The 23,661-nt window shown below is 69.6% G+C and carries 19 protein-coding genes; 17 read left to right on the top strand and 2 right to left on the bottom strand.

All coding sequences use genetic code 11. From position 1 onward, the window contains the following. Positions 1–114: 114 nt before the first annotated feature. The 3 genes from rlmN to MEBOL_RS23950 all read left to right on the top strand — a co-directional run bounded on the left by rlmN (position 115) and on the right by MEBOL_RS23950 (position 3,117). Complete coding sequence (gene rlmN, locus MEBOL_RS23960) at positions 115–1,203, top strand: dual-specificity RNA methyltransferase RlmN (protein ID WP_095979631.1); 1,089 nt, start codon at positions 115–117, stop codon at positions 1,201–1,203. Between the two features lie 83 nt (positions 1,204–1,286). Next, the gene (locus MEBOL_RS23955; RefSeq protein ID WP_095979630.1) at positions 1,287–2,516 is read left to right on the top strand and encodes an NAD(P)/FAD-dependent oxidoreductase; all 1,230 of its coding nucleotides are present in this window, start codon (positions 1,287–1,289) and stop codon (positions 2,514–2,516) included. A 217-nt stretch (positions 2,517–2,733) separates the two neighbouring features. Next, entirely contained in the window at positions 2,734–3,117 is a 384-nt protein-coding gene (locus tag MEBOL_RS23950; protein WP_095979629.1) for a hypothetical protein, read from the top strand. Here MEBOL_RS23950 and MEBOL_RS23945 read toward each other — a convergent pair. Further along, complete coding sequence (locus MEBOL_RS23945; protein WP_095979628.1) at positions 3,108–3,989, bottom strand: metallophosphoesterase family protein; 882 nt, start codon at positions 3,987–3,989, stop codon at positions 3,108–3,110. The genes MEBOL_RS23950 and MEBOL_RS23945 overlap by 10 nt on opposite strands. Positions 3,990–4,058: 69 nt before the next feature. Between MEBOL_RS23945 and gluQRS the strand changes: the two genes are divergently transcribed. The 14 genes from gluQRS (at position 4,059) to MEBOL_RS23875 (ending at position 23,141) form a co-directional block, all read left to right on the top strand. Then, positions 4,059–5,003, top strand: a complete 945-nt coding sequence (gene gluQRS / locus MEBOL_RS23940) for a tRNA glutamyl-Q(34) synthetase GluQRS (protein ID WP_095979627.1) — start codon at positions 4,059–4,061, stop codon at positions 5,001–5,003. Between the two features lie 28 nt (positions 5,004–5,031). Then, positions 5,032–5,574: a hypothetical protein gene (locus MEBOL_RS23935; RefSeq protein ID WP_095979626.1), complete on the top strand. Its 543-nt coding sequence runs from the start codon at positions 5,032–5,034 to the stop codon at positions 5,572–5,574. 194 nt (positions 5,575–5,768) lie between these two features. After that, positions 5,769–6,605, top strand: coding sequence for a GNAT family N-acetyltransferase (locus MEBOL_RS23930; RefSeq protein WP_095982966.1), 837 nt, complete (start codon positions 5,769–5,771; stop codon positions 6,603–6,605). Between the two features lie 57 nt (positions 6,606–6,662). After that, positions 6,663–7,286: a MiaE family protein gene (locus MEBOL_RS23925; RefSeq protein ID WP_095979625.1), complete on the top strand. Its 624-nt coding sequence runs from the start codon at positions 6,663–6,665 to the stop codon at positions 7,284–7,286. Between the two features lie 194 nt (positions 7,287–7,480). Continuing rightward, complete coding sequence (locus MEBOL_RS23920) at positions 7,481–9,706, top strand: glycoside hydrolase family 44 protein (protein ID WP_245918782.1); 2,226 nt, start codon at positions 7,481–7,483, stop codon at positions 9,704–9,706. 151 nt (positions 9,707–9,857) lie between these two features. Continuing rightward, complete coding sequence (locus MEBOL_RS23915; RefSeq protein ID WP_095979624.1) at positions 9,858–11,240, top strand: glycoside hydrolase family 16 protein; 1,383 nt, start codon at positions 9,858–9,860, stop codon at positions 11,238–11,240. 48 nt (positions 11,241–11,288) lie between these two features. Next, a complete protein-coding gene (locus MEBOL_RS23910; protein WP_095979623.1) occupies positions 11,289–12,494 on the top strand; it encodes an MFS transporter in 1,206 nt (401 codons plus the stop codon). A gap of 154 nt (positions 12,495–12,648) precedes the next feature. After that, a complete protein-coding gene (locus tag MEBOL_RS23905) occupies positions 12,649–13,314 on the top strand; it encodes a (2Fe-2S)-binding protein (RefSeq protein WP_095979622.1) in 666 nt (221 codons plus the stop codon). Positions 13,315–13,334: 20 nt separating this feature from the next. Then, positions 13,335–14,321, top strand: coding sequence for an FAD binding domain-containing protein (locus MEBOL_RS23900; protein WP_095979621.1), 987 nt, complete (start codon positions 13,335–13,337; stop codon positions 14,319–14,321). Beyond that, positions 14,318–16,528 carry a xanthine dehydrogenase family protein molybdopterin-binding subunit gene (locus MEBOL_RS23895; protein ID WP_095979620.1) on the top strand — a complete coding sequence of 737 codons (2,211 nt, stop codon included), beginning with the start codon at positions 14,318–14,320 and terminating at the stop codon, positions 16,526–16,528. Before MEBOL_RS23900 ends, MEBOL_RS23895 begins: the two co-directional genes overlap by 4 nt. Before the next feature lie 141 nt (positions 16,529–16,669). Continuing rightward, positions 16,670–18,682 carry a membrane dipeptidase gene (locus tag MEBOL_RS23890; RefSeq protein ID WP_179956287.1) on the top strand — a complete coding sequence of 671 codons (2,013 nt, stop codon included), beginning with the start codon at positions 16,670–16,672 and terminating at the stop codon, positions 18,680–18,682. Between the two features lie 350 nt (positions 18,683–19,032). Then, positions 19,033–20,826 (top strand): phosphoenolpyruvate carboxykinase (GTP), encoded by a 1,794-nt coding sequence (locus tag MEBOL_RS23885; protein ID WP_095979618.1) that lies wholly within the window; start codon positions 19,033–19,035, stop codon positions 20,824–20,826. Positions 20,827–20,910: 84 nt separating this feature from the next. Continuing rightward, positions 20,911–21,732 (top strand): tetratricopeptide repeat protein, encoded by an 822-nt coding sequence (locus MEBOL_RS23880; RefSeq protein ID WP_095979617.1) that lies wholly within the window; start codon positions 20,911–20,913, stop codon positions 21,730–21,732. Beyond that, positions 21,732–23,141 carry an ABC transporter substrate-binding protein gene (locus tag MEBOL_RS23875; protein ID WP_095979616.1) on the top strand — a complete coding sequence of 470 codons (1,410 nt, stop codon included), beginning with the start codon at positions 21,732–21,734 and terminating at the stop codon, positions 23,139–23,141. Before MEBOL_RS23880 ends, MEBOL_RS23875 begins: the two co-directional genes overlap by 1 nt. Positions 23,142–23,201: 60 nt before the next feature. Here MEBOL_RS23875 and MEBOL_RS23870 read toward each other — a convergent pair whose 3' ends face one another. Beyond that, complete coding sequence (locus MEBOL_RS23870; protein WP_095979615.1) at positions 23,202–23,609, bottom strand: DUF5335 family protein; 408 nt, start codon at positions 23,607–23,609, stop codon at positions 23,202–23,204. Between the last annotated feature and the right edge of the window lie 52 nt (positions 23,610–23,661).

Genomic DNA, 23,661 nt, shown 5'->3' with positions numbered 1-23,661 from the left:
ACATCCCCCCCAGGCGCATCCCCACCAGCCGGCCAGGCGGGGACCAGTCGCCTCCTCCTGGAAGGCAAGCCCCCTGGACGAGAAGAGGCCAGGGTGTGTTATCGCTCGGGGACGATGCCGCCCACCTCCGCCCCCTCCCGGGTCAACCTCTATGACCTGCCCCGCGCCGCCCTGGGCGAGCTGCTGAGCACCTGGGGCTACAGCGCCCATTACCGGGACCTGCTGTGGACCGCGCTCTACCGCCAGCAGGTGGCGTCCTTCGATGAGCTCCAGGGCGTGAAGCCCGAGCTGGTGTCGGTGCTGCGCGAGCGCGCCCGCCTGGAGCGGCCCGCCACCCACCACGAGGCCTTCAGCACGGACGGCTTCACGCGCAAGCTGCTCTTGCGGATGCAGGACGGACAGACGGTGGAGACGGTCCTCATGCGGTTCAAGGGCCGGGCCACGGTGTGCCTGAGCACCCAGGCGGGGTGCGCCATGGGCTGCGTGTTCTGCGCCACGGGGCAGATGGGCTTCGTGCGCCACCTGTCGCCCGGGGAAATCATCGGCCAAGTGCTGCACGTCACGCGGCTGCTGCGCGAGACGAACGAGTCCCTGCGCAACGTGGTGCTCATGGGCATGGGCGAGCCCCTGCACAACTACGAGGGCACGCTGGCGGCGGTGGACATCCTCGTGGACGCGCTGGGGCTGGCGCTCGGGCCCCGCTTCATCACCCTGAGCACCGTGGGCGTGGTGCCCGGCATCCGGCGGCTCGCGGACGAGGACCGGCCGGTGCAGCTCGCCGTCAGCCTGCACGGGGCCACGGACGCGGAGCGGGGCGCGCTGGTGCCCGCGGCGCGCAAATGGCCCCTCGCCGAGCTGATGGACGCGTGCCGCTACTACACGGACAAGCGCAAGCGCCGCATCTTCTATGAGTGGGCGCTCATCGCCGGGCAGAACGACACGCCCGAGCAGGCGCACGCGCTGGGCCAGTTGCTGCGCGGCATGGACGCGCACGTCAACCTCATCCCCCTCAACCCCACGGTGGGCTACGCCGAGCGGCCCAGCGGCCCGGACGCCGTGCGGGGCTTCCAGGACATCCTCGCGGGCTACGGCCTGCCCAGCACCGTGCGGCAGCGGCGCGGCATCGACATCGACGCGGGCTGCGGTCAGCTCAAGGCGGCCGTGGAGCGGGTGCGGCCCGTGCGCGTGGCGGCCGTGCCCTAGCGAGGCGGCGCCCCGTGTCCCTGTTCACGGTGGACGCCCAGTCCGTGTCTCAAGCGCCCGAAGTCGGCGTACAAGGGGCGCCTATGGGGAGCCCTTCCCACCACGCCTCGTCTGGCCGCGCCACGTCTCCTCATGTCGTCATCGTCGGCGCGGGCCCCGCGGGCTCGTCGGCCGCCATCCTGCTCGCCCAACAAGGCGCGCGCGTCACCCTGCTCGAGCGCGCCCGCTTCCCACGTGACAAGACGTGTGGAGATGGCTGCACGCCCCGGGCCCTGTGGATGTTGGAGCGCCTGGGACTCGGTGCGCTGCCTGGCGACGCGGGCGCCCCCGTGGACTCGGTGCGAGCCATCTCCCCCGGAGGCATCACCTGGAGCGCCCTCATCCCGGAGCGCCTCTTCGGAGGACGCTCCAGTGTCGTGCCCCGGGAAGTGCTCGACGAGCGGCTGGTGCGGCGGGCCGTCCAGGCGGGCGCCACGTTGCGCGAGGGCGTACGGGTGGAGGGCCTGGAGCGCGAGCACGACGTCCTGCGCGTGCACTGCCGTGACGGCGAGCCCCTGCGCGCCGACGTGGTGCTCGGCTGTGACGGCTCGCCCTCGGTGATTCGCGGCGCGCTCGGCGCTCCGGCCTTCTCCGAGCACGAGGGCGCCTTCGCCGTGCGCGCCTATTATGAGGACGTGCGCCTGTCACACCCGCGCAGCATGGGCTTCTTCTGGGAGGAAGCGCTCCTGCCCGCGTATGGGTGGATCTTCCCGCTGCCCGGAGGGCGCGCCAACGTGGGGCTCGGCATGCGCGCGGACCAGCTCGCCGCGTCCGGCGTCCGGCTGCCCGAGCTGCTGGAGCGCTTCTGCGCGAGCCCCCATGTGGCGGCGGAGCTCGCCGGGGCCCGGCGCGTGGGCCGGGTGAAGGGCCACCACCTGCCCTTTGGCTCCTCGGCCCGCCACACCACCTTCGATCGAGCGCTGCTGCTCGGAGACGCGGCCGGCTTTGTCAACCCGCTCACGGGCGAGGGCATCGAGTTCGCCCTGGAGTCGGGGGCCTTCGCCGCCGAGGCCCTCGCGGAGGCCTTCGCCACGGGAGACCTGTCGGCGCGGGGACTGGGGGGGTACGCGCGACGCTGGCAGACGCGCTTTCGCACCGCGTTCCGGCTCAACCGCCGGTTGATGTGGGCCTTCGAGCGGCCCCGGTTGCTCGACCGCATCTTCCACCTCGCCAACCGCGACGAGCGGGCCCGCGACGAGCTCATCGATGTGTTGAGCGGAGAGGCCACGCGGCTGTCCTGGCGATTCCTCGCGGCGGTGGCCTTCGGCCGGTGAGTGTGCGCGGAGTGCGGACCAGCACCCCGCGTCACGCACCACGGGAATGTTCACCGTCCGCACGGAATGCCCCTCCGCGCACCGCGTCACCCCGCGACTCTGACGCGTGGAGGACGTCTTGGAACGAAGCGCCTACAAGACTCCGGCGTCCCCTTGCATGCCCTCGGAGCGTGGGCACATTCTCCCCCGCGGACGGCCACTACAGAGAGGCGGGGGAATGCTTACCATTCACGAGCATACGAATCTGCAAGAGGCGAGCAACGAGCTGTTGGAGTTCGCTCTCGAGCCATCCAATTGGATGACGGGAACTCCGGCCGGGCAGACGCCCGCGTCGGTGCCCGCGCAGGACGTGCAGAACCAGCGGCGCGTGGGCGCGCTGCGCATCTACGCGGTGGTGGAGGTCGCGCCCTCGTTGGAGGTCTTCCTGCGCATCGCCTTCCGCGCTCCGGGCCTCACGCCCGTGAAGGCCGCGGACCACCTGGAAGCCTTCCTCAAGCCCCGTCTGCCACTCACGCCCAACAGTGAGTGGCAGGTGGAAGTCGACGAGCGCCGGTGGATCCACTTCGTGCGCCGCTACGCCTCCCCGCGCCTTCAGGCGTGAAGCGCGGCGGGCTCGGGCGTCTCCTCGCCGGGGACGCGCTGATGCCCGCCCAGCACCCGGCCGTCCTTCACCTCGATGAGCCAATACCCCTCGCGGCCCGCCTGCGTGGAGGAGCCCGCGCTGAAGACATGCGGGCGCTCCGGGGTGGCTGGATGGTGGTAGCGCCGGTGGATGTGGCCGTGCAGCACCGCGAAGCGCGGACCCGGCAACAGCGCCAGGAGCGCCTGGGCATCCTTCAGTCCATGGAAGCGGTGATCCGCGCGGCCCTTGGCCGTGAAGGGCGCGTGGTGCACCACCACCAGCAGCGCCCGGCCCGCGAGCCGTGGATCCTTCACCACCTCGGCCAGGCCCTCCAGCTGCGCCGGGCCGATATAGCCATGCGCGATGCCGGGCATGGGAGGCACCCGCGCGGAGGACAGCCCCACCACCGCGGCCTCCGTCCCCACCAGCCGCACGAAGGGAAAGGCGCCCTCGCGCCGGTGCTCGGGGAGATCGCTCTCCAGGAGCTGTCCGAAATGCCGCGCGAAGCGGCCGGTGCGGTGGCTGCCCGGGGTGAAGACATCGTGGTTGCCGGGGATGACCGTGCAGCGGCGTGGATCCTCCGCCAGGGCCCCGAGCGCCTGGCGCGCGAGCACGAACTCGGGCTCCAGCGCGTATTGGGTGAGGTCTCCGGAGACGATGAGATGATCCACCCCCGGCCGCAGGGATTCGCGCGCGATGGTGGCGAACGTCTCCGGGGCGTGCGCGAAGGCCTTCCGCCGACCCCCCCACTGCTCGAACATGGCGATCCACCGCCGCCACCCCAACGGGCGCAGGGGCAGCGAGGCATAGTCCGCCGTCATGTGGACGTCCGAGCAGTGCAGGAAACGCATCGGGTTCCTCCCGGTGAAAACTGCGCACGCCCGGCGCGAGGGCCAAGCTAGGCTGCCACCTCCAACGCCATGAGTCTCCGCGGACGCTTCGCGCCCAGCCCCACCGGACGCATCCATCTCGGCAATGCCCGCAGCGCCCTGTTGGGCTGGCTCCAGGCCCGCGCGGCCGGAGGCCGGTTCCTGCTGCGCATCGAGGACCTGGACCGGGCCCGCTGCAAACCCGCCTTCCTCGAGGACCTGTACCGGGATCTGACCTGGCTGGGGCTGGACTGGGACGAGCCGCCCCTCGTGCAGAGCCAGCGCGAGGACATCTACCGAGAGGCGCTGGAGCGGCTTGAGCGCATGGGCCGCGTCTACCCGTGCTTCTGCACGCGCGCGGAGATCGCCCGGGCGGCGAGCGCGCCCCATGGGCTGAGCGACGAGGGCCCGCGCTATCCGGGCACCTGCGCGCCCCTGGCTCCAGAGGTCCGCGAGGAGCGCGCGCGGATGCGCCCCCCCGCCCTGCGCTTCCAGGCGCTCCCCGGTGAGTGGTGCTTCGAGGACGGGCTGCACGGCCCCGTGTGCCAGGACGTGGCCACGGCGGTGGGAGACTTCGTCGTGCGTCGCAACGACGGCGTGGCCAGCTACCAGCTCGCGGTGGTGGTGGACGACGCGGCCAGTGGCATCACCGACGTGCTCCGGGGAGATGACCTGCTCAGCTCCACGCCCAGACAACTCCAGCTCTACGAGGCGCTCGGCGTCACGCCCCCCCGCTTCTGGCACGTGCCCCTGGTGCTCGGGGAGGACGGCAAGCGGCTGGCCAAGCGCGAGGGTGCCTTCGCCGTGGCCGAGCTGCGCGAGCGGGGCATCGCCGTGGAGCGGGTGCTGGGGCTGCTCGCGGCCTGGAGTGGACTGGGCGATGGAACCCCCGTGACGGGCGACGCGCTCATCCGGCGCTTCCGACCCGAGCTCCTTCCGCGCACGCCCGTGGTGGCCCGGGAGGAACTCCTGAAGGAAGCACTGGGATTGGACTGAGGCGGAGCACGCACGGGTTGAGGTGGGCATGTCGGGACGAGCCGTGCTCCTCTGGGTAGTCCTCCCCTTCGTGGCCTTGAGCGCGCTGGCGCTCTGGCTGACGCGGGAGCCCCCATTGGAGCTGGAGCACCCCGTCGCCCCGCGCCCATCGCCCCCGCCCGTGGAGCATTCCCCGCCCACGCCACCGCCTCCCGTGGAGCCCATCCCCCCACCGGCCCCGCCGCCCGTGGCCGCCCGCGAGGAGGAGCCCCTGCCGGAAATTCCCCCGGGCACGTGGAGTCCGGAGGAAGTCCGCGCGGCGCTCCGGGCCATCCAGCCGCTGATGCGCCAATGCCTCCAGGACGCCGAGGGGCGCCACGTGGGCGCGCAGAGCGTGCGGCTGCGCTTCACGCTCGAGTCCCAGGAGGGCCAGGGTCACTTCCTGCGCGGAGAGGTGGTGGAGAGCACGCTCCAGGATCCCTTCGTCTTCGCCTGTCTCCTGGACACCCTGGCCGACACCCCCTTCCCCGCTCCACCCGGAAGACCCCCGCTCACCCTGTCGTACCCGTTCCGCTCCCGGCCCCCGCCGTGACAGGGAGGCGGAGCCCCACACGGCGCGTGCGAGCGACACGCCGCTCGGGCAATCTGACCGACGCACAATTTTCTGTTCCGCCTGGGAGCTCGCCGCGCGCCGCCAGGAGCCATGGGAGCACTCGCGGCCCCGGTAAAAACGGAGGCTCTTGAAAACCGGAGCGGCACGTTATGGTGTATGCCCTCGCTCGCGACATGCCCGTCACCGTTCAACAGCTCGCTCCCCGGGATATCGAAGCGCTGCGGGCGCTGCTCGCCCGGGATCCGGCCCACAACCTCTACCTGCTGGGGTTGCTGGAGGAGTTCGGCCTTCCCCCCACCGAGGACCGGGGCAGCTTCTCCTACTGGGGACGCTTCGATGGGAAGACGCTCACCGCGGCGCTCTTCGTGGGAGGAGACGGCGGACTGCTGGTGCCCTCCGCGAACGACGGACAGGCCACCGGCGTCATCGCGGACGCGCTGGCCGATCGCGTGAGACTCAAGGCCGCGGTGGGAGAGAAGCCCGCGGTGGACGCGCTGGTGCGCAGCCTGTGCTCGGGCAAGCCGAAGCTGTCGCGCACCTACCGCCTCTTCTCCGTGTCGGCGGATGATCTGGGCCCCTTCACCAATCCCCTGCTGCGGCTCGCGCGCGAGGAGGATCTGCCGCGCCTGCTCCCCCTGGCGGCGGGGGCCGTGAAGGACATCCACGCTCGGGACCCCCTCGCGGAGGATTCGCGCTTCGAGGCCCGGGTGGCCCAGCGAGTCCGGGCACAGCGCACCTACGTGCTGGAGGAGAACGGCGAGCTGGTGTTCAAGGTGGACATCGGCAGCCGCTCCCAATACGGCGCGGAGCTGGAGGGCCTCTACACCGTGCCCGCCCACCGCAGGAAGGGCCACGCCATCCTGTGCCTGGGACAGATCTCCCGCTTCCTGCTCTCGTCGCTGCCGCGGCTCACGCTGCGCGTGGAGGAGAAGGACGAGTCGCTGGCGCGCATCGCCCGCCGGGTGGGCTACCTCGCGGGCCGCACCCAGCGCGTGGTGCTGATGGACTGAGGCAACGCCCGCCTGCCCGAGGCGCGGGGCACGGTCGGTGATATAGGTCCGCCCGCCATGTCCCGCCCCACGCTCGACCGCCGACCCCTGTCCGGAGAAGGCCCCGTCATCCTCCGCGTCCCCACGGATCCGCGCTGGCTGCCCCTCGCGCTCGAGCGCTTCGATGAAGTGCTCGTGGACCATGCCCACTGCGAGAAGAAGGCCGCGGCCAACGCCCTGTCGATGATCCAGGTCTACCCGGACCTGCCCGGCCTGCCCGCGCAGATGGCCCGGCTGGCGCGCGAGGAGAGCTCCCACCTGGCCCGGGTGCTGGACTTGATGGCGGAGCGGGGCCTGACGCTGGGCCGCGACGCGGGCGACCCCTACGCGCAAGGACTGCAGAAGGCCGTGCGCACGTCCCACGAGGGCCGCCGGGTGGACCGGTTGCTCGTGGCCGCCGTCATCGAGGCCCGCTCGTGCGAGCGGTTGTCCTTGTTGGCCGAAGGACTGGAGGATCCGCCGCTGCGCCGCTTCTACGCGGAGCTGGCCCAGTCCGAGGACGGACATCAGTCCCTCTTCTACCGGCTGGCCGTCACGGCCGCCGGAGGCGACGTGGCCCCGGTGGACGCCCGACTGGATGAATTGCTCGCCCTCGAGGCCGAGGTGCTCGAGCGCATCGGCTTGCGCGCCGCCATCCACTGAGCGGACAAGGCCCCCGCGGGACGGGTGCGATGCCTCGCATCGTGCGTCCCGGGCCCCTTTGCCAGCACGCGATAAAGCAAGACTCAACCCCCGCGCATTCCATCTGGAGTGCAGGTTGCTGTCTGTATTGCGCATGTTCAAGGTTTGCCCCGGATGTCAAGAGCGTGGGATTGACCATGCTAGGGGGAGAACGGATGAGGGGGCAGCGTCGTCATGGCAACGGGTCCGTCTACGTACAGGCACAGTGGCTGAAGCGGGGGCACGGCCCCCTGCTGGCGGGCTTGTGGCTCTGCATGACCTCACCCGCGCTGGCGCAGAACGCCGCCGCGACGGTCAACATCAACGTGGGGGCCGGCCGGCATGCCATCAATCCTTTCATCTATGGCGTGGCCTATGGAACGCAGGCGCAGCTGGAGGAACTCAACGCGCCGCTCAACCGCCGGGGTGGAAACGCCACGTCCCGCTACAACTGGAAGCTGAACGCGGCCAACCGCGCCAATGACTACTACTTCGAGAGTCTGCCCTATCCCAGCGCGGAGCCCGGTGCCGAGGTGGATGCCTTCATCCAGAGCACGCGGGCGGCGGGCGCGGAGCCGCTCATCACCATTCCGCTCATCGGCTGGGTGGCGAACCTGGGGCCCGGCCGCGAGAAGATGTGCAGCTTCTCCATCGCCAAATACGGCGCGCAGCAGGACAGTGATCGGGCGTACTACCCGGACGCGGGCAACGGCGTGTTCAGCAATGGGAAGAACGTCGTCAACGATCCGAAGGACGCCAACGTGGCGTCGGACGCGAACTTCCAGAAGGGCTGGGTGGAGCACCTGCGCGCGCGCTGGGGCGGCGCCGCGGCGGGAGGCCCGCGCTACTACATCATGGATAACGAGCCCAGCCTCTGGCACCAGACCCACCGGGACGCCCAACCCACGGGCCTCACCATGAAGCAGCTGCGCGACAAGCACCTGGCGCACGCCGCCATGGTGAAGAGCGTGGACCCCGGGGCGCTCATCATGGGCCCGGAGGAGTGGGGATGGAGCGGCTACCTCTACAGCGGCTATGACCACCAGGAAGCGCCGAAGAACGGCTACACGCGCTACCCGGACCGCGAGGCCAACGGCAACTGGGACTACCTCCCCTGGCTGCTCGACCAGTTCCACAAGAACGAGCAGGCCACGGGCAAGCGGCTGCTGGACGTGCTCACCGTCCACTACTACCCCCAGGGAGGCGAGTTCAGCAACGACACCTCCAACACCATGCAACTGCGGCGCAACCGCACCACGCGCTCGCTGTGGGATCCAAACTACGTCGACGAGACGTGGATTCAGGACAAGGTCCGGCTGGTGCCCCGCTTGAAGGAGTGGGTGAGCACCTACTACCCGGGCACGAAGGTGGGCATCACCGAGTACAACTGGGGCGCGGAGGGCCACATCAACGGCGCCACCACGCAGGCGGAGCTCCTCGGCATCTTCGGCCGCGAGGGCCTGGACTACGCCGCCCGCTGGGAGACACCGGCCGCGACCACGCCCACGTACAAGGCGATGAAGCTGTACCGCAACTATGACGGCCTCAAGTCCACCTTCGGCGACACCAGCGTGTCCTGCGCCGTGGCCAATCCGGACAACCTGTCCGCGTTCGCCGCCCAGCGCACGAGCGACGGCGCCCTCACCGTCATGGTCATCAACAAGGTGCTGTCGGGCGAGACGCCCGTCACGCTGAAGGTGGCGGGCTTCAGCTCCGCGGCCAAGGCCCAGGTGTGGCAGCTCACGTCCGCCAACACCATCACCCGGCTGGCGGACCTTCCCGTGGCCGCGGGCGTCATCGACACCCGCGTCCCCAGCCAGAGCATCACCCTCGTCATCCTCCCCTCGGGCACGTCCACCGGCAACCAGGCCCCCGTGGCCCGGATCTCCGCGACGCCCACCTCGGGGGCCTCGCCGCTCGTGGTGGCCTTCGATGGCTCGGGCTCCACGGACGCCGATGGCACGATCGCCTCGTACGCCTGGAACTTCGGCGACGGGCAGCAGGCCACGGGCGCCAAGGCGAGCCACACCTATACGAAGGGGGGCACCTACACCGTCACGCTCACCGTCAAGGACAACCGCGGCGCCACCGTCTCCACCACCGCGTCCATCCAGGTGAACGCCACCACGCTCGAGGCCCCGAGCAACTTCTACGCGCAGCGCTCGGGCGCGGACATCACCCTGCGCTGGACGGACAACTCCCAAGGCGAGGAGGGCTTCATCCTCGAGCGCGGCCCCTCCACCTGGCCCGTGGCCTTCCAGGAGATAGGCCGCGTGGGCGCCAACACCCGCACCTTCGTGGACCGGCAGGTGCCCTCGGGCAACCACTTCTACCGGGCCCGGGCCTTCAAGGGCGCCACCTCCTCCCCGGAGTCGAACATGGACGGCGTCCAGGTGCCGTGAGCCTCCCGATGGCCCACCGCGTCAGTCGGCTCCGTGACAGGTCCTTCATCTGAGATAACAGTTTGGTTCACTTAATCCGTCATTTCTGGTATTAAGAGAATCCGAGGCTGACTCGTTCCAGCCTCGGCTTTCTCCCACCCCAGGCACGGACATGTCCCGACTGACCTTTTCCTCGAAGTTCCTGGCCGCCTGCTGTCTGACGGCCCTTTCCGGATGCGCGATGGACGCCTCCGAGCAGGACGCAACCGAAGCGGCAGCCCAGGCCGACGCCGTGGGCCAAGTCCAGGGCGAGCTCGACTACAACCCGGGCTCGGGCTGGAGCCTGGCCTGGTCGGATGAGTTCGAGGGCGGCAGCCTCAACACGGGCAACTGGACCACGCTCAACAGCGATCACGATCCGGTCACCAACAACTGCAACTTCGGCACGGGGGAGATCGAGTATCCCCGGACCCAGAACGTCTCGGTGAGCGGCGGCAAGCTCATCATCAAGGCCGAGCGCACGGCCCCCACGAGCGTGAGCGACACCAAGTGCGGCGCTCATCAGCGCACGCTGTTCTCGGGCCGCCTGCACACCAAGGGCAAGGTGGAGAAGCGCTACGGGAAGATCGTGGCGAGCATCAAGGTGCCCTCCGGCTACGGCATGTGGCCGGCGTTCTGGACGCTGGGCGCCAACGTGCAGCAGGTGGGCTGGCCCTCCAGCGGAGAGATCGACATCCTCGAGTGGCACTCCAACGAGCCCACGTGGATGAAGTCCGCCAACCACTGGTACAACGGCGGCCAGGCGGACTGGGGCACGGGCCAGAGCGGCGGCTACAACCTGGCCGACTCCTTCCACACCTACGAGGTGGAGTGGGACGCCGGCATGATGGTGTTCCGGCTGGACGGCCGCTACGCCGGGACGACGTTCTACCACAACGAGACCGAGTTCCAGCAGAACCACTACCTCATCCTGAACCTGGCCATGGGTGGTAACTGGTACGGCTTCCCCGCCGCCGGCAGCATCGCGCTGACGCAGGGCCAGCCGAAGACCATGGAGGTCGAGTGGGTGCGCTGGTACCAGAAGGGCGGTGGCACCACCCCGCCTCCGACCGGCACCACGGTGGCCAACGCGAGCTTCGAGTCGGGCCTGTCCAACTGGACGACGTGGACGCCCAACGGCACCGCGGGCGCGGCCATCAGCGAGACCTACAACGGCGCGCACTCGGGCTCCTACCACCTGACGCACTGGAGCAACTCGCCCTTCGAGACCTGGACGTACCAGGTGAAGACGGGGCTGGCCAACGGCAACTACAAGGTGCGCGCCTGGGTGCGCAAGGGTGGCAACTTCCCCATCGCCCGGCTGCAGGGCAAGACGAGCGGCACCGCCGCGCCCGTGTTCACCACGCTCGGCACGTACGGCAACTGGACGCAGGTGGAGACGCCCGCCATCAACGTCACCGGGGGCTACCTGGAGTTCGGCTTCCACACCCAGGCCACGACGGCCGACGGCGCCAACTTCATCCACATGGATGACGTGGAGGTCGTGAAGATCTAGTCGGTTTGGTGGGCGGGGAGGAGCGGCGGTGCATTAGGTTGCGCCGCCATGACACCTTCCCGTCCCCGTCCCGCGTTGCTCGCGCTCGCCTATCTGGCCTTCGTGAGCCTCGGTCTGCCGGACGCGGTCCTGGGGCTGGCCTGGCCATCCCTGCGCGACACGTTCTCCCTGCCCCAGGCCGCGATGGGCGCCATCCTCGCGGCGAGCGCGGCGGCGTATTTCGTCTCGGGCCTGTTCGCCGGACGGCTCATGCGAGCCCTGAACCTCGGCCTGCTGCTGGCGGCCAGCACCGCGCTCGTCGCGCTCGGTCTGGGCGGCTACGCGACCGTGCCGCTCTTCGCCCTCTTCCTGTGCGCGGCCTGCTTCGTCGGCTTTGGCTCGGGGGCGATCGACGCCGCGCTCAACACCTACGCCGCCCAACATTTCGGCCCCCGCCACATGACGTGGCTGCATGCCGCCTACAGCATCGGAGCCACGCTCGGACCCGTGCTCATGACGGCGCTGCTCACGCGCGGAGCCGGGTGGCGCGCGGGCTACGCCGTCATCGGCGCGGTGCTCGGCGCGCTCGCGGTGACCTTCGTCGTGATGCGCCGGCAGTGGGAGGGCGGCCCGCCGCAGCCCGGAGAGGAAGGAGGGGCCAGCGTGGTGCCGACCGCCACCGCCTGGGAAGCCTTGCGCCGTCCGCGCGTGCGCCTGCAGAGCCTCATCTTCTTCTTCTACGTGGGCGTGGAGGTGACGGCGGGCCAGTGGAGCTACACGGTGCTCACCGAGGGGCGGGGCCTGAGCACGGCGGAGGCTGGAAGCTGGACGAGCCTCTACTGGGGCAGCCTGTTCGTGGGGCGCGTCATGTCCGGCTTCGTCGTGGAGCGGCTCGGCCCGGTGCGGATGCTGCGGGGGTGCACCGCGCTCGCGGTGGTGGGCGCGTTGCTCTTCGCGCTCCCCGCCCTGCCTCCCGCGCTCGGACTGGGGCTGCTCGGCCTCTCGATGGCACCCATCTTCCCGGCGCTCATGTCGGAGACGCCCCGGCGGGTGGGCTCCGACGTGGCCGCGCACGCGGTGGGCTTCCAGGTGAGCGCGGGCACGCTGGGCATCGCCGTGCTGCCGAGCGCCGTGGGCTTCATGGCCGAGCGCTTCGGCATCGCGGTCGTGGCGCCCCAGCTCCTCGTGTACGCGGCGGTGCTGGGAATGCTTCACGGCATACTCACCGTGACGGCGGATCGTCCGCTCGCGCCCGAGCGCGAATCCGGGACGTGAGGAGCCTGGCGCCCATGTCGATGGAAGTGGGAACACGCACGACAAGACCCACGCCCTCGAAAGTGATTCAGGTCAACGCTTCGCTCACGAGAGTTCTCCGGAACACGGTGCCTTCGCGCTAGCGTCCATTCGTCGTCTTCCGAATGGAGCTGTCATGACGGACCCGAAGTCCCTCTCACCGGAAGTGCCCACGAGCCCGGAAGCCCCCGCTTCCGAGCTCCCCGGTGGCGCCACCCGCCGCGAGTTCATCGCCACCGCCACCACGGTCACGGTAGGCAGTGCCCTGTTCCTGGAAGCCTGCCACCACACCCCCGCCGGACCCCAGCTGCCTTCCCCCTCCAGCCCCCCGCCCGCGGAGCTGGAGGTGAGCCTCACCGTCAACGGACAGCCCCGGACGGTGAAGGTGGATCCCCGCACGACCCTGCTGGACGCGCTGCGCGAGCGCATGGAGCTCACGGGAACCAAGAAGGGCTGTGACCATGGCCAGTGCGGCGCCTGCACGGTGCTGGTGAATGGCCGGCGCGAGCTGAGCTGCCTGTCGCTCGCCCTCATGAACCAGGGCGCCGAGGTGCGCACGGTGGAGGGGCTCGCCCAGGGCGAGACGCTGCACCCCATGCAGGAGGCCTTCCTCACGTGTGACGCGCTCCAGTGCGGCTACTGCACCCCCGGGCAGATCATGAGCGCCGTGGGCCTGCTGTCCGAGCCCTGTGGCACCTCCGACGCGGACGTGCGCGAGGCCATGAGTGGCAACATCTGCCGTTGCAGCGCCTACCCCAACATCGTCGCCGCCATCCAGCAGGTGCGGCGGCTTCCCCAGTAAACAGGCACGGACCCTCGCACATGAATCCCTTTCATTACGTGCAGACGCTGGAGACGGCCACCAGCGTGAACCAGGTCAGCGGCGCGCCCGAGGCGACCTTCCTCGCCGGCGGCACGGGCCTCCTGGATTTGATGAAGCTCGGCGTGCAGAAGCCCAACGTCCTCGTGGACGTGCGCAAGCTGCCGCTCGCCCAGGTGGAGGAGCTTCCGGACGGCGGCGTGCGGCTGGGCGCCATGGCGCGCAACAGCGACGTGGCCCACCACCCGCTCGTGCGCGAGCGCTACCCGGCGCTCTCCCAGGCCCTGCTCGCCGGCGCCTCGGGGCAGATCCGCAACATGGCCACCGTGGGCGGCAACGTGATGCAGCGCACGCGCTGCGCGTACTTCCGCGACACGGCCAACGCCTGCAACAAGCGCGAGCCCGGCTCGGGCTGCTCGGCGCTCGAGGGCATCAACCGCTCGCACGCGGTGCTCGGCGGCAGCGAGTCCTGCATCGCCACCCACCCCTCGGACATGTGCGTGCCGCTCGCGGCGCTGGGCGCCACCGTGCGCATCCAGGGGCTCAAGGGCGAGCGCACCGTGCCCTTCACCGACTTCCACCTGCTGCCCGGCACCACGCCCCAGCGCGAGACGGTGCTCGAGCACGGGGAGCTCATCCTCTCGGTGGACATCCCCGCCCTGCCCGCGGCGCGCCGCTCGCTCTACATGAAGGCGCGTGACCGCGCCTCGTACGCCTTCGCCCTGGCCTCCGTGGCCGCGGTGCTGGAGGTGGACGCAGGCCGCATCAAGAACGCCCGGCTCGCGCTCGGAGGCGTGGGCACGCGGCCCTGGCGTGCGTCGGCCGCCGAGCAGAAGCTCGTCGGACAGGAGCCCTCGCCCACGCTGTACCAGGCCGCGGCCGAGGCGGCGCTCGAGGGAGCGCAGCCGCGCGCCCACAACGGCTTCAAGGTGGAACTGGCGCGGCGGCTCGTCGTGCGCGCCCTGACGACGCTCGGAGGGCGCTCATGAACGGCAAGCTCATTGGCAACCCGGTGGACCGGGTGGACGGACGGCTCAAGGTGACGGGACAGGCGCGCTACGCCGCCGAGCACACCCTGCCCAACACGGCCTACGCCGTCATCGTCCAGAGCAGCGTGCCGCGCGGCAGCGTGCTGCGCATGCAGACGTCCGAGGCCGAGCAGTCCCCGGGCGTGCTCGCGGTGTTCACCCCGCGCAACATGCCCAAGCTGGCGGGCCTGGAGAAGTACGCCACCATTCCCGTCCTGCCCCGCGTCACCGCCATGCAGGACAGCGAGGTGCTCTACAACGGCCAGCCCATCGCCCTGGTGGTGGCCGACACGCTGGAGCGCGCCACGTACGCCGCCTCGCTCGTGCGCACCACCTACGTGGACAAGCCCGCGACCCTGGACATCAACAAGGCGCGCGTCGAGCCCGCCCCGGGCGTCTTCGGCGGCCCGCCGCCGGGACACACGCGCGGAGACGTGGCGGCGGCGCTCAAGGCGGCCAGCGTGCGCGTGGAGGCCACGTACACGACGCCCACCGAGACGCACAACCCCATGGAGCCCCACGCCACCGTGGCGGTCTGGGACGACCCCGAGCACCTCACTATCTACGATGCCAACCAGGGCGTCTTCTTCATGCGGCAGTTCCTCTCCGTCCTGCTCGGCATGCCGCAGGAGAACATCCGCGTCCTCTCGCGCTACATCGGCGGAGGCTTCGGCTGCAAGGCGCTGCCCTGGTCGCACATCGCCCTGAGCATCCTGGCCGCCAAACACGTGAACCGGCCGGTGAAGCTGGTGCTCACCCGCCAGCAGATGAACACCCTGGTGGGCTTCCGGCCCCACACGGTGCAGAAGGTGGAGCTCGCCGCCAGTCCCCAGGGCAAGCTCACCGCCCTGCGCCACACGGGCCTGTCCGAGGTGTCCGAGCAGGACAGCTTCGCCGAGCTCTTCACCGGCGTGAGCAACATGCTCTACGCCTGCCCCAACGTGACCACGTCCCAGCAGGTGGCGCGTCTGAGCACGGGCACCCCCACCTTCATGCGCGGCCCGGGCGAGGCCCCGGGCACCTACGCGCTGGAGAGCGCCCTGGACGAGCTCGCCCATGCGCTGAAGATGGACCCGCTGGAGCTGCGGCGCATCAACCACGCGGACAAGGATCCCGAGCACGGCCACCCCTGGTCCAGCAAGTCGCTGCTGGAGTGCTACCGCTCGGGCGCCGAGCGCTTCGGTTGGGCCAAGCGTCCCCTCCAGCCCCGCTCCATGAAGGACGGGGACGTGCTCATCGGCTGGGGCATGGCCACCGCCACCTTCCCCGCCATGCGCTCGCCGGCCGCCGCCTCGGCGCGCGTGATGCCGGACGGCACCGCGCTCGTGCAGTGCGGCGCCTCGGACCTGGGCACGGGCGCCTACACCGTGCTCTCCCAGGTGGCCGCCGAGGCCCTGGGCCTGCCCGTGCAGAAGGTGCGCATGGAGATGGGCGACAGCCTCCTGCCGCTCGGTCCGCTCGCGGGTGGCTCCTCCACCACCGCCTCCGCCTCGCCCGCCGTGCAGACCGCCGCCGCCGAGGCGCGCAAGAAGCTCATCCAGCTCGCCGTGGCGGACAAGCAGTCGCCCCTGAGCGGCCTCGCCGAGAAGGACGTCCTCACCGAGGACGGACGGCTCTTCTCCAGCAAGGACAAGAACAAGGGCGAGACGTATGCCCAGCTCCTCGCGCGCCAGAACCTTCCCCACGTGGAAGGCAAGGGCGACGCGGCGCCCAAGCCCGAGGAGAAGAAGTACAGCTCTCACTCCTTCGGGGCCCACTTCATCGAGGTGCGCGTGGACGAGGCCCTGGGCACCGCGCGGGTGAGCCGCATCGTCACCACCATGGCCGCCGGCCGCATCCTCAACGCCAAGACGGCGCGCAGCCAGATCTCCGGCGGCGTCATCTTCGGCCTGGGCATGGCGCTCACCGAGGAGACGCTGCGCGACCCACGGACGGGCCGCGTGATGACGGCGGACCTCGCCGAGTACCACGTGCCCGTGCAGGCGGACGTGCCCGCCATCGACGTGCACTTCGTCGAGGAGAACGATCCCCACGTCAACCCGCTGGGCATCAAGGGCATCGGTGAGATCGCCACCACGGGCGTCGCCGCCGCCGTGGCCAACGCCATCTTCCACGCCACCGGCAAGCGCGTGAGGGAGCTGCCCATCACCCTCGACAAACTGCTGTAGGAATAATGGGTAGGAATAAGGGGGAGGCGTGGGCACACTGCCCCACCTCCCCCTTTTCCCTTATGCCTGTCTTCACTTGATTTTCCGTTTAGGCCCGGGTTGGTATGCGGCCCTCTTTCACTCAGAGAGGAAATGTCGCGTATGAACCGACGACCCTTGGCCATGCTGTCGATGCTCGCCCTGATGCAGGGGTGCAACCCGGTGGATGAGACGCAGCCCGACGCGCTCGTCGAGGCCCCCGCCACGGTGGAGCAGCAAGTAGCGGTCTCGGGCTTCGCGGAACTGCACCACCACATGTTCGCCGAGGAGGCGTTCAGCGGTGGCTGGTTCCACGGCAGCCACACCGGCACGATGGTGAGCTGCGACGGCGGCGAGCCCGAGAGTGATCACGCCCGCGTGCGCATGGACCTGAGCAACATGCTCAACCTGTGCCCCAACTCGGGCGCGCTGGACCTGAGCGGCGTGCCCGTCCTCAACAGCATGTTCGGCGTGGGCGGCGCGGTGGCCTCGGAGTTCATCGGGAAGATCGAGGGCACGGAAGGAGACACGGGCCTGCACCTGGGCCGCAAGCAGGTGAACACGCAGTGGCCGCGATGGGACACCATCGCGCACCAGCAGGCCTTCGAGGGCTCGCTGCGCCAGGCGCACCTGGGCGGCCTGTCGCTCGTGACGGTGTCCCTGGTGAGCAACGGCTTCCTGTGCAGCGCGCTGCCCTACCAGAACCTCAAGCGCCCCTGCGACGAGATGACGGACGTCGAGGTGCAGATCCAGATGGCCAAGGACTTCGACGCGCGCACGTCCTGGGCGGAGATCGCCCTGTCGCCCGCGCACGCCCGGCAGATCATCGCCTCGGGCAAGCTGGCCATGGTGCTCTCCATCGAGGTGAGCAAGCTGTTCGGCACCAAGGACTGGCGCTCGGAGCTCAACCGCTTCTACAACCTGGGCGTGCGCTCCATCCAGCCCGTGCACCAGCTGGACAACCGCTTCGGTGGCGCGGCGCTGCACAACGCCATCTTCCAGGCGGCCCAGTTCCTGGAGAACTGCCACATCGACACCGACTGCGGCGTCACGGGCCCGGGCTTCACGCTGGGCTTCGACGTGGACGCCAACTGCCGCAACGTCAAGGGCCTGACGGCCGAGGGCAAGGCGCTGGTGCAGGAGCTGATGGCCAAGGGGATGCTCATCGACCTGGCCCACATGTCCGAGCGCTCCGTGGAGGACACCGTCGCGCTGACGCGCGGCAACACCTACTACCCCGTCTACATCTCCCACGGACACTTCCGCGAGGTGATGAGCCCGGACCTGGCCGCCAACGAGAAGACGACGCCCGCCTCCGTCATCCGCTACGTGCGCCAGTCCGGAGGCATCTTCGGCCTGCGCACCGCGCATGACGAGACGCGCGACTACACGCGCACGCCCATCGCCAACAACTGCCAGGGCTCGACGCGCTCCTTCGCCCAGGCGTACGAGTTCGGCCGTCAGGGCCTGAAGGTGCCCATGGCGTTCGGCGCGGACCTCAACGGCTTCATCCAGCAGACGCGTCCGCGCTTCGGCTCGTACGGCGCGTGCTCGGCGGGCTTCAAGGCCGAGGCGGATGCCCAGGCCGCGCAGCAGCGCGTGTCCGGTCCCCCGCGCCTGGGCACCGACTTCGACCAGTACGGCCTGGCGCACGTGGGCCTGCTGCCGGACCTGCTGCGCGACCTCAAGCAGCTGGGCGCCAACACCACGGGCCTGGAGGGCTCGTCGGAGACCTTCCTGCGCATGTGGGAGCGCGCGCAGTCCACGCGCACGGGCATGGCGGACGCGGCGGCGGACATCGACACCAGCGGCGTGGCGGCCTACGTGCCCAAGGCCACCCGCGAGGCGCAGTACCCGCAGATCTGCGGCAAGGCCTACGCCCCCAACTCCAAGGTGCTCGGCGACACGTGCCGCTTCAACGAGGAGTGCGTGAGCGCCAAGTGCACCTCCCTGGACTGCGGCAACATCACCGGCAGCTGCATCTGCGATGGCGACAACGACTGCGGCGCCCAGCAGTACTGCGGCTGGGGCCTCAACACGGGCACCTGCCAGAACAAGAAGGCCAAGGGCGCCCTGTGCTCGAACAACAACGAGTGCCTGTCGAACAACTGCCGCTGGACGTACACCTGCGGCTGAGCGCGTCACGCGACAGCCGCGGCTCCCTCGCGCCGGTGCCTCGAGTGCCCGGCGCGGGGGGCCCCCCAGGGCACCGCCACCGCCACCGGGAGGAGAGAAGAGCACCAGGGCCAGCGGCACGGTGCCCAGGACGATGGCGATGGTCATATTGGGGAGGGGCGGCAGCCTGACTCCAATCCGGCGAGGAGCTGAATTCTCGCGCCTCCAACGTCTGCTTCTGAATAGACACGATTCAGTTAGTAAAATTGAATGAAGTTGGGAGTTCCCGAGGGACATCTGGCGAGGCGCGCCATTGCTTTTACAAGGGTGAGTCAGAAAGGTAGCCGAACCTTTTACAAGGAGATGTGCTCATGGCCTCGCTCCAGACCCCAGGGATCCAGGGCAGTGCTCCCACGAAGAACCCGGAGCTACTGGCCTGGGTGGCGAAGATGTCCCAGCTGACCCAGCCGGAGCGGATCGTGTGGTGCGACGGCTCGGCGGAGGAGAAGCAGCGGCTGACGGAGCAGGCGGTGGACGAGGGCATCCTCATCCCGCTCAACCCGCAGAAGCGCCCGGGTTGCTACCTGCACCGCTCCAACCCCAACGACGTGGCGCGGGTGGAGCACCTCACCTTCATCTGCACCACGAACAAGGAGGACGCCGGCCCCACGAACAACTGGATGGAGCCCGAGGCGGCCTACACCAAGCTCACGCACCTGTTCAGCGGCAGCATGAAGGGCCGCACCCTGTACGTGGTGCCCTACATCATGGGTCCGCCGGGCAGCCCCTTCGCCAAGGTGGGCGTGGAGCTGACGGACAGCATCTACGTGGTGCTCAACATGCGCATCATGACGCGCATGGGGCGCGCGGCGCTGGAGATGCTCGGTGACTCGGGAGAGTTCAACCGGGGCCTGCACAGCACGGGGGACCTGAACCCGGAGCGCCGCTACATCTGCCACTTCCCCCAGGACAACACCATCTGGAGCTTTGGCAGCGGCTATGGCGGCAACGTGCTGCTGGGCAAGAAGTGCCTGGCCCTGCGCATCGGCAGCTACCTGGGCCAGCACGAGGGGTGGCTCGCCGAGCACATGCTCATCCTCGGCGTCACCAGCCCCCGGGGAGAGACGACGTACGTGGCGGCGGCGTTCCCCTCGGCGTGCGGCAAGACGAACTTCGCGATGATGATTCCCCCCAAGGAATACGCGGGGTGGAAGGTGGAGACCGTCGGGGACGACATCGCGTGGATGCGCGTGGGTCCCGACGGCCGGCTGTGGGCCATCAACCCCGAGGCCGGCTACTTCGGCGTGGCCCCCGGCACCAACACCAAGAGCAACCCCAACGCCATGGCCAGCGTGTCGCGCGACACGCTCTTCACCAACGTGGCCATGACGCCGGATGGCGACGTGTGGTGGGAGGGCATGGACGGCGAGGTGCCCGAGGAGCTCACGGACTGGCAGGGCCGGCCCTGGAAGCGCGGCAGCCCGGAGAAGGCCGCGCACCCCAACAGCCGCTTCACCGCGCCCATGCAGAACAACCCCGCGCTCAGCCCCAAGGCGAGCGATCCCATGGGCGTGCCCATCTCCGCCATCATCTTCGGCGGCCGCCGCTCCAACACCGTGCCGCTCGTGCTCCAGGCCTTCAACTGGACGCATGGCGTGTTCCTGGGCGCCACCATGGGCAGCGAGACGACCGCCGCGGCCACCGGCAAGGTGGGCGTGGTGCGGCGCGATCCCATGGCCATGCTGCCCTTCTGCGGCTACCACATGGGCGACTACCTCCAGCACTGGCTGGACATGCAGAAGTCGATCGCCCATCCGCCGAAGATCTTCCAGGTCAACTGGTTCCGGCAGGACAAGAGCGGCAAGTTCATCTGGCCGGGCTTTGGCGACAACATGCGCGTGCTGGAGTGGATCGTGAACCGGGTGCACGGCCGTGTGCCCACGGAGGAGACGCTGCTCGGCTGGGTGCCGCGCTCGGATCAGGGCCTCAACACCCAGGGGTTGGATCTCTCCAAGGAAGCGCTCGCCGACGTCACCTCCATCAAGACCGATGAGTGGAAGACCGAGCTCAAGAATCAGGAGACCTTCTTCGAGTCCCTGGGGCACAAGGCGCCCGAGGCCCTGACCCTGCAACGCAAGCTGCTCATCTCCCGCCTGGGAAGCTGAGGGCCGCCGCCCTCGGCGCCGGGGCCGTTCCTTCCCAAAGGGGGGAGGAAGCGGCCCCTTTGTTTTGGAGTAGACTCTCAGTCCATGAGAATGGCTCCCGTTCTGTTGGCGGCCCTGTTGCTCGCCCCCGTCCCGGTCCACGCCCAGCGTGCTGGTTCCTCGCGCAATCCCAAGGAGCTCATCAAACAGGCCGAGAAGCTCTTCGAGCAGAAGAAGTACCTGGAGGCGGCCGAGGCGCTCGCGAAGGCCCACGAGCTCGCCCCCGACTCCCGGCTCATCTACAACATGGCGCGCGCGTACGATCAGGCCGGCCAGGCGAGCGAGGCCATCTCCTACTACGAGCAGTACATGACGGAGGGGGATGACGCGCAGCTGCGCAAGCGCGCGCGCTCGTCGGTGGACCGGCTGCGCCTGCAACAGGAGCGCGAGGCGGCGGCCGCGGCCGAGGTGGAGGCCGAGCGCAAGCGCCTGCAGGAGGAAGCGGACGCGGCCCAGCGCCGCGCGCGGCAGGAGCGCGAGGCGGCGCGGCAGGCGGAGGAGGCCAATCAACAGCGGCTCGCCGCGGCGTACCAGGACTCGCTCTCCGCGCGCCGGCGCATGCAGGTGACGTCCTTCGCGCTGGGCGGCGTGGCGCTGGCGGGAGTGGGCGTGGGCACCATCTTCGGCCTGAAGGCCCGCGAGGCCCGCTCGGCCTTCGACAACGCGGCCACCTTGAACGACAAGGTCGCGGCCCGGGACGAGACCCGGAGCAACGCGCTGCTGGCGGACATCGGCTTCGGGGTGGGAATCGTGAGCGCCGTGGCGGCCGTGCTGCTCTATCCCAAGGACGTCCCGCCTCCCGCCGGGCAGGCGCGGTTGATCTCCGCGCCCGCGGGCTCGGGAGCGGGCGTGGAGGTGAGGTTCTGATGCGCACGCGGTTGCTGATGGGAGTGTTGTCCGTGCTGGCCACCGGGTGCAGCTTCACCACGGCCGCCGGGCTCGAGGAGTGTGAGACGAGCGCCGAGTGCGGAGCGGACAAGGTCTGCACCCAGGGCGTGTGTCTGCCGCTGCCCACCGGCTGTGGACAGGTGTACGGCCGCGCCGAGGCGGGAGACATTGCCCTGGGCGGCCTGTTCCCCATCCACTCCGGCACCGCGGCGGGCGCGCCCGTGGACGAGTCGGACGAGCAGGCGTTCAACGCCGCGCTGCTCGCGATGGAGCAGGTCAACGGCCGGGGCGTCAACGGCAAGCAGTTCACCCTGTACCTGTGTGACACCGGAGGAGACGACGAGCGCGCGCGGATCCAGGCCGACTGGCTGGTAAAGGAGAAGAAGGTCTCGGCGGTGATAGCGGCGGGCAGCAGCCAGTCCTACGGGGTGGCCCAGGCGGTGACCATTCCCAACAACGTGCTCCTCATGAGCTACAGCGCCTCCTCGCCCGAGTTGACGGTGCTGCCGGACACGAACGGAGGGACGGTGGGGCTCGTGTGGCGCACCTCGCCCTCGGACGCCATCCAAGGGAGCGTCATCGCGCAACTGCTGCGCGGCACGGACTCGCGCTTCGGCAACCCGAAGAAGGTGGGCATCCTGTACGTGAACGAGACCTACGGACAGGGGCTCAAGGACATCATCGCCACCCGGCTCAACGTGGCCCCAGCGCTGGACAACCGGAGCATCCCCTATCCCCGGCGCGGGAACGTGAAGGACGCGGTGCAGGAGCTCAACGCGTACGACCCGGATCTCACCGTGGTGGTGGGCTTCTCGGATGATGTCACCAACATCCTCGTGGAGGCCGCCAACCAGCCCAACCTCAAGCGCGACTCGGGCCACCGCTGGTTCTTCTCCGACAGCGTGAAGGACCTGGGCCTGCTGGCCAACGCCACGGCTTCCGCCCAGGCCCAGGGCGTCTACGGCACCGCGCCCGCGCAGGGCACGGGCCAGGCCTTCAACTCCTTCCGGGACGCCTTCCTGAGCCGCTTCAAGAAGGACCCGAGCGCCTACGCCTATACCTCCAACGCCTACGACGCCATGTACCTGCTGACCCTGAGCGCGTCCTACGCCCTGAACAATGGGGGAGAGGTGACAGGACCGAAGATGGCCGAGGGGCTGACCAAGGTCTCCAATGGCCAGGGCGCCCTCCAGCTCACCAGCACCAACTTCACCCCGCTCGTGGCGGAGCTCGCCGCGGGCCGGAGCGTCAACGTGGATGGCGCCAGCGGCAAGCTGGACTTCGACGCCAACGGCGAGGCCCCCGCGCCCATGGAGTTGTGGCAGGTGCAGGGCGGCAACTTCGTCACCATCCCGCCGACCATCGAGCCGCCTCCCAACAATCCCTGAGGTACCTCGTGCCCCCGCGCGGACCGTCCCTTCCGGGCCGTCCGCGCGGTTTCAAGGGACTCACAGGCCGGACATGTGCTCCTCGGCCTTGGCCTGCTCCGAGTGGTACCAGGCCTGCACCTTCTCCTCTCCCTCGAAGAAGAGGAGCGTCTTGCTCTCGTCGTCCGACATCATGCAGATGCAGTCGATGTTCCCGCTGTCATCCATCATCAGGAAGACCTGCGTGGGAGCGTCCACGTGGTGCATGAACTCCTGGTGCATGTCCCCCAGCGTCACCTCGATGCTTCCCGAGCTGGGACCCTTCGTCTCCACGTCGATCCCCATCAGGGGAAGCCGACGGTTCAAGATCTGGTCGCCCAGCTCACTCGCCTCCACACTGATGCGCACCGGATGGCTCACCGCGCGCTCGCTCAAGAGCTCGAAGTAGCTGAACCACTCCTGTTTCGGAATTTCCACTGTGTAAGCCATGGCCTGCCTCCATCGATAAGGTAGGTCCGTGGCCCTCGGGGCTCCGGCCTCT

The sequence above is a fragment of the Melittangium boletus DSM 14713 genome (assembly GCF_002305855.1).
GTDB classification, from domain to species: Bacteria; Myxococcota; Myxococcia; order Myxococcales; family Myxococcaceae; genus Cystobacter; species Cystobacter boletus.
The sequence above is the reverse complement of the archived record's forward strand: the minus strand, read 5'-3'. Positions and strand labels throughout refer to the sequence as shown.